The following is a 17,428-nucleotide window of genomic DNA, read 5'->3' on the forward strand; positions in this document are numbered from 1 at the left end:
TAACTTTTTCATGTTTACCTACGAAGTAACAGGTATCCGGGTGCGATACGCCGATACCGACCAGATGGGGTATGTGTACTACGGCAACTACGCGCGCTACTACGAGATAGGGCGGGTAGAAGCACTCCGTACTCTGGATTACCATTATAAGGAAATGGAGGATTCGGGTGTGATGATGCCCGTGTACGAGAGTCGGTTTAGGTACCTGAAGCCCGCGCGGTACGATGACCTGCTCACGATCAAGGTCATTATTCGGACACTACCCACGGCTCGGGTAGTATTTGACTATGAAATCTGGAATCAGGATGGTATATTGCTAAATGTTGGTGAAACCACGCTGGTTTTTCAGCGCCGGGATTCGGGCCGCTTATGTGCTGCCCCGCCGGCTTTGTTAGATAAACTGCGTCCGTACTTTCAGGGCGCTAACTAAAAAGCCTGATGCTCCAGAAACTATTGAATCATCCTGTTCAGCAGCGGATAGGGCAATGGTTACGTACTACCAAACTCTTCCGGGGGACCGTCTCGTTGTACGATATCCTGGTTAACCTTACCGAAAAGATACTGGTCCACGATATTGACCAGCGGGCCACGGCAGTGGCTTTCAGCCTGACGCTGGCTTCGTTTCCGGCCATTATTTTCCTGTTTACCCTCATTCCCTACATTCCCATCGAGGACCTGGATGCGCAGATCATGGAGCTCCTGCGGGAGCTAATTCCCAGGGGGATCTACGTTGAAGCCAATCAGACCATTCAGGATATTGTAAGCCGCCCGCGCAGAGGGGTGCTCTCAGTGGGTTTTCTGCTGACGCTTGTGACGGCTACCAATGGCATGGTATCGCTGATGCGTGCTTTTAATATGGTATACCGGGATGTAGAGAACCGGAGCTTTCTGAAAACCCGCGCCATTGCCCTTATGCTTACGCTGCTGCTGGCCGTAGTGCTCTTTGTAGCGGTAGTGCTGCTGATCGTGGGAGACCGTGTTATGGCCGTGGTGGCAGATTGGAACGTTATCCGTGATGCCTGGATATTCATGTTTGTCAACGTTACACGGTACCTTATAACCTTAACTATGCTTACGGTGGCGGTGTCTATTATTTATCGTTTTGCTCCTAACCGGTCGGTCCGGATGTCATTCTTTAATATAGGATCCCTGGTAGCCTCTGCTCTCATTGTACTATCTACGTATGCCTTTTCCTTCTACCTCTCCAACTTCGGATCTTATAACAAACTATACGGCTCTATAGGTACCATGATCGCCTTCATGATCTGGCTTTACCTGATTGCCCTTCTCCTGATTTTCGGCTTCGAAATCAACGCGAGCATCATTATGGCCAGGCGCAGTCGGCCCCCTCATGAACAATAAATGCCGGACCTACTAAAAGCCCGGCATTTTATGTATTACCCTAACCCATAAAAACAGATGTCCGGTAGCACCGTAACACATCAATTCCTGCGCAACACAGAGCTAATATCATGCCAAAAGTTAATGTAACTTGTGATGTATGTGTATAAGTTTCTGATTGACAATACCTTGTTACCTATATAATTGTTTGATGAGTAGAAGCGGGTTGCGCTGGCTTTACCGTACACACAATTTTTTATGTTTTTTAAAACATTACTTGTAACTAGGAAAAAATTTCGAAGTATCTCCCGACTAATCAACACACTTAAAAGCACTAAAAGTATGGCAAGATATACCCCTGTATCTGTTATATGCACCGTTTATAATCAACAATCATATGTGGGAGCTGCCTTACGCTCGGTACTTACTCAGACCTACCCTAATGTAGAACTTATTGTAATTGACAATGGCAGTACCGACGGCTCCGTTTCAACCATTGAAGATATCCTTAACATCTATCCTACCGTAAAGTTTATCCGCAACGATACCAACAGGGGGTTATGCTCAGCCTTTAATCAGGGGTTACGGCTAGCGACGGGCAAATACATCATAGATCTTTCGGGTGACGATGTGATGCTGCCCCGCCGGATCGAGCGGCAGGTGGAAGCCTTCGAGATGCTTTCGTATGAGTATGGGGTTATATTCTCCAATGCCCGCTACATGGATGCCGACGACCGGTTGCTTCACTACCACTACCAGGTAGGTGAGGAAGAGAAAACCGAGGTACCCGTGCCCTCCGGAGATGTATATAAAGAAATACTCAAGAAGTACTTTATATGTACGCCAACCATGATGATGCGCCGCAGCGTGCTGGAAGAGCTCGGCGGCTACGACGAAACCCTCACGTACGAAGACTTCGACTTCTGGGTGCGGTCATCAGTTAAGTACAAGTATTTCTATCAGGATGAAGTACTGACCTATAAAAGGGTAGTGGCCGACTCGCTGTCTACCTATGTATATAAGAAGAACAGCGGCATCCTGGAGTCGACCTACGCGGTATGTAACAAAGCCTACGATCTGAACCGCACGCAGGAGGAATTTGATATTCTGGCGCGCCGGATCCGGACTTTTATCCGGAAGTGCTTCTACGCCCAGGAGTTTGAGCTGGCTATGCGCTACCGCAAGCTCCTTAACTACATCGAAGATCCTGATCTGCTCACGGAGGCCATTGTGCTGCTATGCCGGCTACGTCTGCCGGTTAGCGGCTTGTACCGTCTTTATCTCACCTATTTTCAAAAATCTCGGTTTCGCTCAGAAGAAATAGTGCCTAACTTTGTTATATCAGAAACCTGATATAACAACCTATGGCAGCAGAACTCATACGTATACATCCGGACAATCCCGAAGAAAGAAAGATTCGCCAGGTAGCCGAGTGCCTAAGGGGCGGCGGGCTCGTGATCTATCCAACCGACACCATCTATGGGCTGGGGTGCGATATCCACAATGCTAAGGCTGTTGAAAAAGTTGCACGAATTAAGGGCATCAAGCCGGACAAAAGTGACTTTTCTTTTATTTGTTATGATCTAAGTCATATTGCTGATTATGCCAAAGTAAGTAATGCCGGCTTTAAGCTGATGAAGAAGGCATTACCCGGGCCCTTCACTTTTGTACTCTGGACCAGCTCAAAAGTACCAAAGCTACTGAATGCCAACAAGAAGACCGTAGGTATACGCGTACCCGACAATAACATCCCCCGCCAGATCGTGCGCGAGCTCGGCAATCCTATCATTACTACTTCCATACGTGACGATGACGAGGTGATCGAGTACTCTACTGATCCCGAATTAATCTATGAGAAATTCAAGAATCTGGTAGATATAGTCATTGATGGCGGATATGGTGGCAATGTTCCTTCTACCATTATTGACGCTACTGACGATACCTTCGAGGTAATCCGTGAGGGGCTAGGGCAAATCGAGATGTATTAGCCGTACCCCTTCCGGAAATTGTACCTGCAGCCAGCAGGGTGTCCGGATTGGAGGTTTTCTAAATTATTTTCTATCATTTTTTTGATAAATTCCCTCCTCTTCGCCATATTTGGTAATGGCAGAATTAGCAACTCAGATTGACGCCCCTAAGGAAGTACTGATCGAACTGCATTACCTGCCCAGCCTGGCCTACTTTACCTGCCTGATGAGCCACGATATAATCTGGCTAGAGACGCAGGAAAACTACCCCAAGCAGACCTACCGAAACCGGTGCTACGTGCTGACTACAAACAAGGTAGATGTGCTGACGGTGCCGGTTCAGGCGGGTAGTAAGAAAGCTCCCGTCCGGGAAGTACTAATAGACTACGGACAGGACTGGATTCGCAGACACTGGGGGTGCTTTCAGTCAGCCTACGGTAAGTCGCCATACTTTGAATACTACGCTCCCTATCTGGAAGAAATATACCGGCGTAAGCCTGAGTACCTCTTCGATCTGAACTATGAGTTACTGACATTGTGTCTGCGACTTATAGGCATAAAGAAAGACATAAGGTACAATATGTCATATTCCGAAAATGTTCCTTCAAATATTTTTGATGCCAGATCGTTGATTAACGACAAAAAAAAGGACTCTGCGGAGGTTTTTTATAAAAGTACCTCCTATTACCAGACCTTTGGCAACGATTTTGTACCTAACTTGAGTATTGTTGATTTGCTGTTCAATCAGGGGCCTGAAGCACGCCGCATTCTTACCGAATCCATTCAGCCAACAATTTTGTCTGGATTGAACAAAGCCTGAAAAATATTCGTTACAAATTATATAAGAGATACTAAAATACTCCTGCCTATACATGGAAGCAAAATTTTCAAATAGAGTCAAAGAAGTGATCTCCCTGAGTCGCGAAGAGGCGCTCCGGCTAGGTCATGATTATATTGGGGCGGAGCACTTATTGCTGGGAATGATACGTGAAGGCGAAGGTGTAGCAATAGGTCTTCTCAAAAAGCTGGGGGTTTCGCTGGACGAAGTCCGCATGACTATCGAGCAGGCCACCAAGGGATCCGCTACAAATAATGTCAAGAATCTACAGAATATCCCTCTGACCCGCCAGTCAGAGAAGGTCTTGAAGATTACTTATCTGGAAGCCAAGATATTCAAGAGCCCACTTATCGGTACTGAGCATCTGTTGCTCTCCATCCTGCGTGATGAGGACAATGTGGCAACCCAGATACTTCATAAATTCAATGTTAACTACGAAGTAATTAAAGAGATGCTGGAATATCAATCATCAGGTACTCGTCCGCACATGGGACCCGAAACCGACGATGGCGACGACGACCCACGGGGTGGTATGTTTGGCGGAAGCGGATCAGGCAAAGAGTCCAAGGGAGCTGAGAAGTCTCGCACACCTGTACTGGATAACTTTGGACGCGATCTGACCAAGCTGGCCGAAGTAGGTAAGCTCGACCCAATCGTAGGTCGTGAAAAAGAAATCGAACGTGTAGCTCAGATCCTGAGCCGCCGTAAAAAGAATAACCCCATTCTGATCGGTGAGCCGGGAGTTGGTAAGACCGCCATTGCTGAAGGTCTGGCCCTCCGTATCGTACAGAAGAAAGTATCACGCGTACTGTTTGGAAAGCGGGTAGTTACGCTGGACCTGGCTTCGCTGGTAGCAGGTACCAAGTACCGCGGTCAGTTTGAAGAGCGTATGAAGGCTGTGATGAATGAGCTGGAGAAATCACCGGATGTAATCCTGTTTATTGACGAGCTACATACCATTGTAGGAGCTGGTGGAGCCTCTGGCTCGCTGGATGCCTCCAACATGTTCAAGCCGGCTCTGGCCCGTGGCGAAATCCAGTGCATCGGTGCTACTACCCTTGACGAATACCGTCAGTATATTGAGAAAGATGGTGCTTTGGCCCGTCGTTTCCAGATGGTCATGGTAGATGCTACTTCGGTGGAAGAAACCATCCAGATCCTGGAAAATATTAAAGACAAATACGAGGATCACCACCACGTAAACTATACCGATGATGCGATTGAGTCAGCAGTAAAGCTTTCGGAGCGTTACATCACCGACCGCTTCCTGCCCGACAAAGCCATCGACGTACTGGATGAGGTAGGTGCCCGTGTCCATATCAGCAACATCACGGTTCCTGAGGATATCCTGAAGCTCGAAGAGCAGATCGAGAATATCAAGCAGGAGAAGAACCGGGTTGTTAAGAGCCAGAAATACGAAGAGGCAGCGCAGCTGCGTGACCGTGAGAAAAAACTGATCGATCAACTTGATCGGGCCAAGCAGGCCTGGGAAGAGGAGACCAAGAAGAAGCGCTATACGGTAACTGAGCAGAACGTGGCCGAAGTAGTAGCGATGATGACAGGTATCCCTGTTACCAACGTGTCGCTTGACGAAGGTAAGAAGCTGCTCAATATGTCGGAGGAGCTGAAAGGCAAAGTGATCGGCCAGGACGCAGCCATTGAAAAGCTGGTAAAAGCGATTCAGCGTACACGTGTCGGTCTGAAAGATCCTAAGAAGCCAATCGGTTCGTTCATCTTCCTCGGACCTACCGGGGTAGGTAAGACGGAGCTTGCCAAGGTACTTGCTACCTACCTGTTTGATAAGGACGATGCGCTGGTACGTATCGATATGAGTGAGTACATGGAGAAATTCAGTGTATCTCGCTTGGTGGGAGCGCCTCCGGGCTACGTAGGTTACGAAGAAGGCGGTCAGCTGACCGAGAAGATACGTCGTAAGCCATACAGCGTAGTACTGCTGGATGAGATCGAGAAAGCGCACCCGGATGTATTTAATATCCTGCTGCAGGTACTCGACGATGGTATCCTGACCGATGGTCTGGGTCGCCGCGTAGACTTCCGTAACACCATCATCATCATGACCTCCAACATTGGAGCGCGTGACCTGAAAGATTTTGGTACCGGAATCGGTTTCTCAACCAAGGCTAAGGCTGAAAACCAGGATGAGATCATGCGGAGCACCATTCAGAGCGCGCTTCGTAAGGCCTTCTCACCGGAGTTCCTGAACCGTCTCGACGACGTGATCGTGTTCAACTCTCTGCAGCGCGAAGATCTGCACCATATCATCGATATCTCACTGGGCAAACTGTTCAGCCGTGTGAAAGGACTGGGTTACGAAATCGAACTGACCATTGCCGCCAAAGACTTCCTGTCTGAGAAAGGCTACGATCCTCAGTACGGTGCCCGTCCGCTCAACCGCGCTATTCAGAAGTACCTCGAAGATCCAATCGCCGAAGAGATCCTTAAAGGAGACCTGCGCGAAGGAGATATCCTGGTCGCTGATCACGATGGTAGCAGTGAACAACTGACTATCACTGTTCGGAAGAAAGAAGAAGAGGTTACCAACAACGGGTAATCCTATAAAATAAACAGAAAGAAAGGCAGGCCAATTGGCCTGCCTTTCTTGTTTTAGCGGCTTTTTGTCGGGTACAGATGGTCCACCAGGAGGGATCAGGTAGTAAGCTTTTTTGTCCAGTTGTATTCATTCCCTTATTTTTGCGCCCGGTTTTACTATTTGAATGATCTAGTTTCATGAAATTACTGGAAAATAAAGTGGCTCTCGTGACGGGAGCTTCGCGCGGCATCGGTCGTGCTATTGCTATCCGTTTTGCCCAGGAGGGAGCCAACGTAGCCTTCACCTATCTGTCAAATGTAGAAAAAGGACAGGCTCTGGAAGCTGAGCTCCAGCAGTATGGCATCACAGCCAAGGGGTATCGCTCGGATGCCTCCGACTTTCAGGCCGCCGATACACTCATCAACAATGTAGTAGCTGACTTCGGAAAGCTGGACGTACTGGTGAACAACGCGGGAGTTACCCGTGATGGTCTGCTGATGCGTATGAGCGAGGAACAGTGGGACACGGTAATCAATACCAACCTGAAGTCGGTATTCAACCTGACCAAAGGGGCAATCAAGCCCATGATGCGTGCCAAGAGTGGGTCCATTATAAACATTACATCGGTAGTAGGTCTGAGGGGAAATGCTGGCCAGGCCAACTATGCTGCTTCCAAAGCGGGTATCGTTGGATTTACTAAATCAGTAGCTCTTGAGCTGGGTTCACGCAATGTACGTTCCAATGCCGTAGCTCCCGGGTTCATCGAAACTGAGATGACTGATGCTATCGATGCCAAAGCCGTTGAAGAGTGGAAGCAGTCCATCCCGATGAAGCGCGGCGGGCAGGCCGAAGAGGTAGCCGATGCCTGTGTATTCCTGGCTTCTGATATGTCAAGGTACATCACCGGACAGGTACTACAGGTTGACGGCGGTATGCTTACCTAGTCAAAGCGTTAGCAAAAAAGAGGCTGCTCACTTGCTATTTTCATTATGTTTTGTGGTTTTCAGTGGGTTTTTATAAACAACTGAAAACCACAATAGGGTTTTTCATCGTTATGGTTGTATCTTGTTGATGACCTTACTGATACCTACATATACCTGAGACCTAAGCCTCACCCATGCGATCTGAACTTTTCTTTACGACTTCACCTTGGTTTATACCGCTATGCTTACTGGTAGGCGCCATATATGCGTACCTGCTGTATAAGCCGGAGCCATCGTGGAGCAAGCGACTCAATATATTTCTGGCGGTTCTGCGAGGTACTCTGGTTTCGATCATTTGCTTTCTGCTGCTAAGTCCGTTGGTAAGGAGTACCGATAACACTGTTGACAAAGCCAAAATAGTGCTGGCCGTAGATAATTCGCAATCTACTGCTCAGCTGGGGCAGCCTGCCCTTAGTTTCCTTAACGAAGCGAGACAGCGACTGGCAGACCAGGGATACGAAGTGAGTGTGCAGACGCTTGATCAGGCGGCTGCGGAGGTCGCGCTGGACTCCGTTAAATTCAACCAGAAAACCACGGATCTTTCGGGCCTTCTTAACAACGTTCGGAGTAATTACGAAGGCCGGAACCTGACGGACGTTATACTACTTTCGGATGGTATTGTCAATCAGGGGGTATCACCCGCTTATGGCAACTACCCATTCAAGGTACATACCGTGGCCATTGGTGATACGGTACCTAAGCGCGATGTTCAGATTCGTAATGTTACAGCTAACCGGGTGGCATACCTGGGCAATCAGTTTCCGATTCAGGCCGATGTAGTAGCTAATGGCTTTGGCGGGCGAAGTACTACCATCAGCCTGCGCCAGGGCGGACGCACCATCGCTACACAAAATGTGGTCATTGACAAAAACGACTACTTTAAGTCAGTTACTTTCAATACCTCTTCGGCTCAGAAAGGGGTACAGCACTATACCGTTGAGGTAGGAGGGATAGCCGGTGAATTCACCCCGCGTAACAATCGCCGTGAAGTGTACATCGATATCATCGACGGTCGTGAGAAGATCCTGCTGCTGGCTCTGGCTCCCCACCCGGACATCAAGGCCCTGCGTAGCATTATAGAGCAGAATGAAAACTACGAACTGGACGTACGGGCTCTGTCGGCGGAGACTAACCTGAACGATATTCTGGAAAAGCCGTATGATCTGGTCATTCTGCACCAGCTTCCTGATGTAGGTGGAGTGGGTAATGAGTACGTGCGGCGACTGATGCAGAAAAACACGCCTATCTTCTTTATCCTGGGCAACCAGTCGGCTCCCGCCGCCACCAGTACTTTGAGCCGTACGGTACAGATTGCCGGTAATCCCGGACAGATCGACAAAGTGACCGGACGCTTCAACAATTCATTTCAACTCCTGAATCTGGATGCCACCGGGCTTGATCTGCTCGAACGGCTTCCGCCCCTTTCGGTGCCTTTTGGTGAGTACCGTCTGGCCCCGGGCAGCGAAGTGGTACTGTACCAGCGGGTAGGTAGCGTTGCTACTACCAAACCTCTGCTGGCCCTCAATACCGCCGGCGACCGTAAGGTGGCTATACTGGCAGGAGAGGGGCTGTGGCAGTGGCGTCAGGAAGAATTCTCCATCACCGAAAAGCAGGTGATCGTCGACGAACTTTTCCGAAAAGTCATCCAACTCCTTTCGGTGAAGGAAGACAAGCGCAAGTTCAGGGTATACCCCATCAGTGCGGAGTTTGATGCCGGTGAGACGGTAACTTTCCAGACGGAGGTATACAACGATATTTATGAGAAGATATACGGACAGGAAGTTCACCTGGATATTACCGATGAGTCCGGCAAGTCTCAGACCTATACCTACACCCATTCAGCTGAGAATCCGCGCTTCGAGATCAGTGGATTAGGAGAAGGGGTATACCGTTTCAAAGCGACTGCCAACATGCGTGGCGGGCAGCAGGACGTAAGCGGGCAGTTTGTGGTGCGGGATATCGAAATAGAAGCATTGAATACAACGGCCGATTTTGGCTTATTAAGGGAGTTGGCGCAGCGTACGGGAGGGGAGTTTGTTCAGCCAAATACCCTGGAAAGTTTGGTACAGATGATGACTGCTAACCGCCCTCCTGATCGACTGGAAAGTAGCGAAGAAATGGTAGAACTGGTACATCTTAAATGGCTGTTCTTCCTTCTGCTACTCCTGGCTGCCACCGAATGGGGGCTCAGGAAGTACAGCGGTAGCTACTAATTATTACATGATTCTACGACAATTTCTAATTCTATTACTAGTTGTAAGTTTATATCCCAGCTCCGTCAGAGGAGAAGGAGAGATTGATCCATCAGAACCAGATACAACCCAGGTACGCAGGCCCAACTACCGGCAGTTGCACGGGATGTTTGCGGCCCAGACTGCTCTCTATGCCGGGAGCCTGTACGGACTGAGCAAAACCTGGTATAAGAACCCCCTGGTGCAGTTCAGGATCATAGATGATTCGCATGAGTGGAAACAATTGGACAAGTTGGGGCATCTTTACACTGCCTACCAGATTTCGCGCCACACCACTCAAATGTACACCTGGACGGGTATAAGCAAGAGACAGGCGGTTATTTACGGAGCCATATCCGGTTTCTTTTTCCAGACACCCATCGAAATATTGGACGGGTTCTCTTCAGACTATGGTTTTTCGCCGGGCGATATGGTTGCCAATGTACTAGGGCCGGTGCTATTCGCCGGGCAGGTACTCGTGTGGGATGATATCCGCATTCAGCCTAAGTTTTCCTTTCATTATACATCCCTGGCTCAGCAGCGACCTGAACTACTGGGGAGCAATAAGGCCGAGCGGTGGCTCAAAGACTACAATGGCCAGACGTACTGGTTTTCGTGGAGCCCGCGCTCTTTCTTCCCCGGCTCAGCCTGGCCGGCGTGGCTATGCGTATCAGCGGGCTACGGCATTCATGACATGGTAGCCGGTGAGACAGGCAAAAGTATTGAGCTAGGGTACAGGCCCTACCGGCAGTACTACCTGTCACTGGATGTGGACCTGACAAAGATCAAAACCCGCAGTAAATTTGTTCGTACTATGGGGTTCATGTTCAATTCGTTGAAGGTGCCGGCACCGGCGCTGGAAATCAGCCGGAAAGGCTTTGCCTTTCATCCCCTTTACTACTAAGACCATTAAGGAATCGGAAGCCGTAGTAAGGCTTCTGGGTATAGATAACTAATTGATTACGTACATGAATATAGGTGATAAAGTAAGATTGGTACACGGACGCGAAGAGGGAATAATCTCACGCTTTCTGCCGGGCAATCAGGTTGAAATTGAAATCGAGGATGGGTTCCGGATTCCGGTTCTGCGTCAGGAAGTAGTACTTGTGTCTCCCATGGAAGCTCAGCGGCTGTCCAAACCACCGGTGAAGGAAGAGCCCAGATCCAGGTCCGCCGCTCCCACGCCCACCCGGGGTACCGGAGTATTTGCTCAGAAGGGTATTTATCTGGCCTTTGTGCCCATCAACGACCGCGAGCTAACGGTACACCTCATTAACAATACTGACTGGAAGCTGCCCTTTACTTTCGCGACCAGCCACGAAGGGCGTCATAGCGGGCTGGCAGCGGGAGTACTGTTACCGCGTACTTCGCAGAAAATGACCGACCTGCTGATCAAGGATTTTGAGGCGTGGCCGACTTTTGACCTGCAGGCGCTGTACCATAAAGAGGGAGCCTTTGAAGCCAGGGAGCCTTTCCAGAAGCGCCTTAAGTGCCGGGCCCAGTCGTTTTATAAACGGAAGCAGCAGGTGCCGGTACTTCTGAAAGAAGCCTACCTGTACCAGCTGGATGAAGAGGGCGCAGATAGTCCCAAAGCCCAGGCACCCGTTAGTGCTCAGGAACTTCGGGAGAAAATGCTTTCGCCTGAGCCCACCGCTGCACCAGTTGTAAAGGGAGGAAGTGTACAGCCAGTGGTGGATCTGCACATTGAAAAGATCCGCCCCGACTACGCCCGACTTTCCAAGGCGGATATGCTGGAGGCCCAGCTGCTGGTATTCGAGCAACAGCTGGAACAAGCCATTGCCACTGGTATGGATGAGATTACCTTTATACATGGGGTAGGTAACGGAGTACTTCGGGCCGAACTGCATCGTCGCCTGAGCCGCCATCAGAACGTTGATTTTTACAAAGATGCCCAGAAAGAGAAATTTGGATACGGTGCTACCCTCGTCAAGATTAAGTAAAAGCCTAAAGCCAGGGGGCCGCAGGGCCTTCTGGCTGTTTTTTTTAGGAATAGTTTGTAGTTTACACTGGCAGTGCCAGCCCAAAGCCCCGCAGCAGCCTAAGGCTCCTGCGGAGAAATACCTCTACTCGGATATGCAGATCCAGAACGAAAAACACATGTCGGTACTGAACGTACCGGTCGAAATGCCCATTGCGGAGTTGGAAAAACAAATCAATGCGCAGCTCAAAGGACTTATCTACGAGGACGATAGCTACGAGGACGAGGGAAACGATAACCTGAAAGCAAAAGTATGGAAGTTGAGTGACATCCGGGTTTCTGCCCAGGATTCGACTTTCCTGTTTGATGTACCCATTAAGATATGGGTCAGTGCCGGCTACAAGATCAGCCCGATGGGCTTTACCATGTCCGGCTACAAAGACACGGAGTTTGCCATGCGCATCCGGTTTATTTCCAAGATACACGTTACGCCCGACTGGCGGGTCGTATCGGCTACTCAGGTAGACAGCTACGACTGGATATCGGAGCCATCCGTGAAGGTGGCCGGATTCTCCATCCCGATCAAGTCTATGGTGAGCCGACTGCTCAACAAGAACTTTGAAAAAATTACAAAGGCCATTGACGAGCAGGTTGGCAAGAACATAGAATTAAAGAAATACGTACAGGAGGCGTGGGATCTGGCCCGGCAGCCGGTGCTACTTTCGGAAGAGTACGATACCTGGCTGGTAGTGGTACCTACCTCGGTGGTCATGACTCCGCTAGTGGCCCGTAACAAGCTACTGTACACCAGCATTGGGCTCAAGGGATATACCCAGACCGTTACCTCCAAAAACAAGCCTGACGCAACCAGCAGTAGCAAACTGCCCGACCTCCAGATCGTCGATAAAGTACCCGAAAATTTCCGGGTCGGGCTGATCAGTACGATCACCTACCAGGATGCGGCCCGATTGGCCAAAAATAAGTTAATGGGTGAGACCTTTACATTTGGTGGTGACCGGTATGCCGTGCAGATTACGAATATTGAGATGTACGGGCAGGAAGACATGCTGATCATCAAGGCCGGACTGAAAGGAAGTATCAATGGGGACATCTACCTGCGTGGTATACCCCACTACGACCCCCAGACCCGGATGCTCTCCCTGAAACACCTGGATTACGATCTTGATACCCGCAGCGTAATTTTCAGAACCGCCAGCTGGCTTCTGCAGAGTACATTTAGCCGGATGATCGAAAAAAAGATGGTGTTTCCGGTGGGGGATCAGATCGAGGAGGCGCGTAAGAAAATCCAGCAGACTCTAACGCACTACCAGGTTACTAAAGGGGTGGAACTGAACGGGTCACTTACCGACATCACACCCGACCGGGTGTACCTGACACCCAAGCATATCTATGCGATTGTCTTTGCTACAGGTAAGGTCAATCTGAAAATCGAGGGGTTGATCTAGGTAAGGCAAAAGTGGCCTAAAACAATTATTAATTAGTTTTTGTAGTATATTCGCCGCTAATCAAAGCAAACATTTCTTAGCTTTGTAGCCAACGGAAGTGAATAAGCCGTCCTATCGCTCCGATTTCTGATCGGGGAGGAAAGTCCGGACAGCACAGAGTGCCGTACTTCCTAACGGGAAGGCAGCTGATTGGTGACGATCAGTTGACAGCCAGTGCCACAGAAAATATACCGCCTTGGCATGATATTTTAATGCTGGGTAAGGGTGAAAAGGTGGTGTAAGAGACCACCGCTTTATCGGTGACGATGGAGGCAGGGTAAACCTTACGGGCTGAAAGGCCAAATAGGTACTGAGTTTGGGGCTGCTCGTTCCAGTATCCATTTCGGTGGGGCCTCAGTACGGGTAGGTCGTTAGAGGCTTCGGGTGACCGAAGTCCCAGACAAATGATAGGAGCCCCGGAGCAATTCGGGGGACAGAATCCGGCTTACAGGCTTATTTAACTTTCGGATTGCGCTATTAAAGCTGAAATTATTGAATCACATAACTGGTGTTTCCTCATGAAGAAAAAGAAACTTTACGTTGTTTTATCCTGCTTGTCGTTGTTCGCTTCGAATGCTTTTGCTCAGTATACCTACGAAGGGAATAACAAAATGAATACGTGGTCTGTCACCGGTTACGGTGGTATAACACGTTTTTTTGGTGATCTAAGCCAGTATGACTTCAAACGTGGAGAAAGGGAGGATATTACAGGAGTATGGGGTTTATCTCTTAACAAGCAGATTACGCCGGTTTTTGGTGCCCAACTTACTGTTTTCAACGGTAGTCTTACAGGATCCAGAAGAGGCTATATGAGCCTGGCTCCTGGCGAAACCGTACCTACTTCACGGGATTTGTACTTCAAAAGCCCATCGTTTGTTCAGGCTACCATCGATGGTACCATGAACCTGAACCGTCTGCTTTTTGGATTCAACAAGCTACGCCGCTGGAAGTTCGATGCACACGCTGGTTTTGGTGTTATGTATTTCCACACGGATGTGTATGACATGAACACCAACGAGCTGATTCTTTCGTCCAACACCGAGGCCAGCTCAACAACCGCTGGTAGCTGGGATCGTAACGGTACGCTGTATACACGCGAATACGTTATACCACTAGGTCTGGCTATCCACTACGAGCTAACTAAGCGTTTCGACATTGGTGTTGACTTCACCATCAACCACGTTAATACCGAAAAACTTGACCTTACTGCCAGTGACATTACCCGTCACGTTACTTCACAAGGTATCTTTGGTTTCTACAAAGGTGAGTCAAAGCAGGATAAGTGGGGGTATGGTGCTATCGCGCTGACTTACAAACTTGGACGTAATGCCGTACGATCTAAAAATGGAGTTTACGACATTTCACAAGGCCGTTACCACCTGCGTTGGGCTGATCCAAGAGCTCTGGTACCACCTCCATACAACCCAACTATGGAAGACGCCGACTCGATCGCCAAAGCCAATATGCCTAAGCCAGTGGATCCACGTCTGTATACTGACTCCGATAGCGACGGTGTAGCTGATCTGTTCGATAAAGAGCCCAACACACCAGCCGGTAGCGTAGTATCAGGGGGTGGGGTAGCCATTGACCTGGATCGTTATATCCGCGATGCGATTCGTAACAACCTGCCTAAGGATGAGTGCGAAGCTCTTTTCAGCAACATCGAGTTTGATACTGATAAAGCTACCATTCGTTCGGCTTCTCAGACTGTACTGAATCAGGTAGTTGAGCTGTTGAACATGCGTCCTAACTGCCGCATTGTACTCGTAGGACACGCGGATGCCCGTGCCGGATACTCTTACAACATGGCGCTGTCACGTCGTCGGGTTGAAGCTGCTAAGCGCTTCCTGGTTCGTTCAGGTCTGACTGATCCATCGCGTATCCTGATCGAGCACTACGGTGAGTACCGCCCGCTGGCACCTAACACCTCTGCTGAGGGTCTGCAGGCCAACCGTCGTGTAGAGATCAAGATTGAGCCAATGAATACCCTGCGCTCAACGTATCCAGCAGGTTACCGTCAGAACTAAGAATTTACTTCATACATCAAAAAAGGGATCTGAGACATCAGATCCCTTTTTTGATGTACAGGTGGTGGATTTACAGAAAGATTTAGTAAATTTGCACCCTGTTTAACCCGGGGACGAGATCCCCATCATAACAATTTTAGCAGAATGGCTGTAAAAATTAGATTAGCGCGTCGTGGACGCAAAAAAAGAGCGATGTATGACATCGTAGTAGCTGACGCCAGAGCACCACGTGATGGTCGCTTTATTGAGAAGCTAGGTACTTTCAACCCTAACAGCGATCCGGCTCAGATTGTACTGGCTACGGACAAAGCTGTAGATTGGCTACTGAAAGGTGCTCAGCCAACTGACACAGCCCGCTCAATCCTTCATCACGAAGGAGTGTTGCTCCGTAAGCACCTACAGGTAGGTGTGATCAAAGGAGCTATCACTCAGGATGTAGCGGATGCTCGTTTTGAAGATTGGAAGCAATCAAAAGAAGACAGAAAGACTGCAGCTGCTGATGTTAAGACTCAGAAGCAGGATGCTGAAAAAGAAAACAGACTTGCCGCTGAGCGTAAAGTTAACCAGGCTCGTCTGGAAGCTATCACCAAGAAGAACACCCCACCAGCTGAAGAGGCTGCAACAGAAGAAGCTGGCGAAGTGGCCGCTGCTGATGAGGCAACCGAAGAGCAATCGGCGGAATAATTCCGGTATAATTATTATGAATATGGGTCTGTCGGCTTGCCGTACAGACTCATATTGTTTTATAGGAGACAGTTTTTTCTAAACACTATAAACTGAACAGATCTTGGCACACGAAAACTATTACCTGCTGGGGTACATTGTTCGAACCCACGGTACCAAGGGGGATGTAACGATACATCTGGATGTAGACTATCCGGAAGACTACGAAGAGGTAGAATCCTTATTTGTAGAAATAAAAGGCGAGCTTGTGCCGTATTTTGTGGAGGATATGAATATCCAGAAGCAGAATAAGGCGATTGTACGACTGGAAGACGTTGATTCGATCGAGCAGGCGCAGGCTCTGGTAGGTAGCGCATTGTATATGCCGATCGAGGAGCTGGAAGAATTAGGGGAGGGTGGGTTTTACTACCACCAGATTCAGGGCTACAGCGTAGTGGATGAAGCCTTGGGTGAATTAGGAATCATAAGAGCTATCTATACGCCCAACACCCAGGATCTGATCGCTATGGATTACCAGGGTAGCGAGGTACTGATCCCGATTGTGGATGATATCGTGATCAGTGCTGACCATGAAAAGAAGCAGGTACTGGTAAAACTGCCTGAAGGCCTCTTGGACGTATACCTGGGTCCAAATACGGATCCTGATGATTTATCCGAAGACGATGAGGATTGATATTATTACCTGCGTACCCCGCCTGCTGGATAGTTTCTTCGCACATTCTATACTGAAAAGGGCGCAGGACAAGGGGCATGTTGAGGTTTGTATTCATGACATTCGGGATTACTCCACCGATAAGCATAAGAGTGTAGACGACTATGCGTTTGGTGGTGGAGCCGGTATGGTACTTCAGATCGAGCCCATAGCCCGTTGCATTCGGGCACTGCAAAGCGAACGCACCTATGATGAGGTAATCTATCTTACTCCGGATGGTGAAAGGCTACAGCAGGGAATTGTCAATCGCCTTTCTCTGAAACAGAACCTGATTCTGCTGTGCGGGCACTACAAAGGAGTAGACCAGCGCGTGCGGGACCTATTCGTGACCAAAGAGATCAGCATAGGCGACTATGTACTTTCGGGAGGTGAACTGGCGGCTGCCGTACTGGCCGATGCCATTATCCGGCTGGTACCTGGCGTACTTAATGACGAAACGTCGGCCCTTACGGACTCATTCCAGGACAACCTCCTGGCGCCTCCGGTGTATACCCGTCCTTATGATTTTGAAGGCAACACGGTACCGGATATATTGCTGTCAGGGCACGAAGCCAGGATCGAAGACTGGCGCTATCAGCAATCGGTAGAACGCACGCGGCAGCGTCGTCCTGATCTGCTGAATGAATAGAATGAAGTGAATTAACAGGAAA

Annotated in this window: 15 protein-coding genes and 1 other RNA gene; all 16 read left to right on the forward strand. The window is 49.2% G+C overall.

What is annotated here, in order from left to right:
• Positions 1–10: 10 nt before the first annotated feature.
• Positions 11–430 (forward strand): acyl-CoA thioesterase, encoded by a 420-nt coding sequence (locus JTN23_RS10220; protein ID WP_247234543.1) that lies wholly within the window; start codon positions 11–13, stop codon positions 428–430.
• A gap of 8 nt (positions 431–438) precedes the next feature.
• Positions 439–1,362 (forward strand): YihY/virulence factor BrkB family protein, encoded by a 924-nt coding sequence (locus tag JTN23_RS10225; protein WP_247234545.1) that lies wholly within the window; start codon positions 439–441, stop codon positions 1,360–1,362.
• Between the two features lie 321 nt (positions 1,363–1,683).
• Entirely contained in the window at positions 1,684–2,694 is a 1,011-nt protein-coding gene (locus JTN23_RS10230; protein WP_247234547.1) for a glycosyltransferase, read from the forward strand.
• Between the two features lie 11 nt (positions 2,695–2,705).
• Complete coding sequence (locus tag JTN23_RS10235; RefSeq protein WP_247234549.1) at positions 2,706–3,329, forward strand: L-threonylcarbamoyladenylate synthase; 624 nt, start codon at positions 2,706–2,708, stop codon at positions 3,327–3,329.
• Between the two features lie 115 nt (positions 3,330–3,444).
• Complete coding sequence (locus JTN23_RS10240; protein ID WP_247234551.1) at positions 3,445–4,128, forward strand: WbqC family protein; 684 nt, start codon at positions 3,445–3,447, stop codon at positions 4,126–4,128.
• A 52-nt stretch (positions 4,129–4,180) separates the two neighbouring features.
• Positions 4,181–6,718: an ATP-dependent Clp protease ATP-binding subunit gene (locus JTN23_RS10245; protein ID WP_247234553.1), complete on the forward strand. Its 2,538-nt coding sequence runs from the start codon at positions 4,181–4,183 to the stop codon at positions 6,716–6,718.
• A gap of 176 nt (positions 6,719–6,894) precedes the next feature.
• Positions 6,895–7,641 carry a 3-oxoacyl-[acyl-carrier-protein] reductase gene (gene fabG / locus JTN23_RS10250; RefSeq protein WP_247234555.1) on the forward strand — a complete coding sequence of 249 codons (747 nt, stop codon included), beginning with the start codon at positions 6,895–6,897 and terminating at the stop codon, positions 7,639–7,641.
• A gap of 173 nt (positions 7,642–7,814) precedes the next feature.
• On the forward strand, positions 7,815–9,893 hold the full coding sequence (locus JTN23_RS10255) for a vWA domain-containing protein (RefSeq protein WP_247234557.1): 2,079 nt from the start codon (positions 7,815–7,817) through the stop codon (positions 9,891–9,893).
• Between the two features lie 7 nt (positions 9,894–9,900).
• Positions 9,901–10,815, forward strand: coding sequence for a DUF2279 domain-containing protein (locus JTN23_RS10260; protein WP_247234559.1), 915 nt, complete (start codon positions 9,901–9,903; stop codon positions 10,813–10,815).
• 64 nt (positions 10,816–10,879) lie between these two features.
• Entirely contained in the window at positions 10,880–11,872 is a 993-nt protein-coding gene (locus tag JTN23_RS10265) for a Smr/MutS family protein (protein WP_247234561.1), read from the forward strand.
• Between the two features lie 133 nt (positions 11,873–12,005).
• A complete protein-coding gene (locus tag JTN23_RS10270) occupies positions 12,006–13,316 on the forward strand; it encodes a DUF4403 family protein (protein WP_247234563.1) in 1,311 nt (436 codons plus the stop codon).
• Between the two features lie 98 nt (positions 13,317–13,414).
• Positions 13,415–13,819, forward strand: an RNA gene (gene rnpB / locus JTN23_RS10275) — RNase P RNA component class A.
• A 54-nt stretch (positions 13,820–13,873) separates the two neighbouring features.
• Entirely contained in the window at positions 13,874–15,382 is a 1,509-nt protein-coding gene (locus JTN23_RS10280) for an OmpA family protein (protein ID WP_247234565.1), read from the forward strand.
• Positions 15,383–15,526: 144 nt separating this feature from the next.
• The gene (locus tag JTN23_RS10285; RefSeq protein WP_247234567.1) at positions 15,527–16,066 is read left to right on the forward strand and encodes a 30S ribosomal protein S16; all 540 of its coding nucleotides are present in this window, start codon (positions 15,527–15,529) and stop codon (positions 16,064–16,066) included.
• A gap of 103 nt (positions 16,067–16,169) precedes the next feature.
• Positions 16,170–16,739 (forward strand): ribosome maturation factor RimM, encoded by a 570-nt coding sequence (rimM, locus tag JTN23_RS10290; RefSeq protein ID WP_247234569.1) that lies wholly within the window; start codon positions 16,170–16,172, stop codon positions 16,737–16,739.
• Positions 16,729–17,406 (forward strand): tRNA (guanosine(37)-N1)-methyltransferase TrmD, encoded by a 678-nt coding sequence (gene trmD / locus JTN23_RS10295; protein WP_247234571.1) that lies wholly within the window; start codon positions 16,729–16,731, stop codon positions 17,404–17,406. Before rimM ends, trmD begins: the two co-directional genes overlap by 11 nt.
• The last annotated feature ends 22 nt before the right edge of the window (positions 17,407–17,428 follow it).

It is taken from the genome of Telluribacter roseus (assembly GCF_017355915.2).
In the GTDB taxonomy this organism is placed as follows: domain Bacteria; phylum Bacteroidota; class Bacteroidia; order Cytophagales; family Spirosomataceae; genus Telluribacter.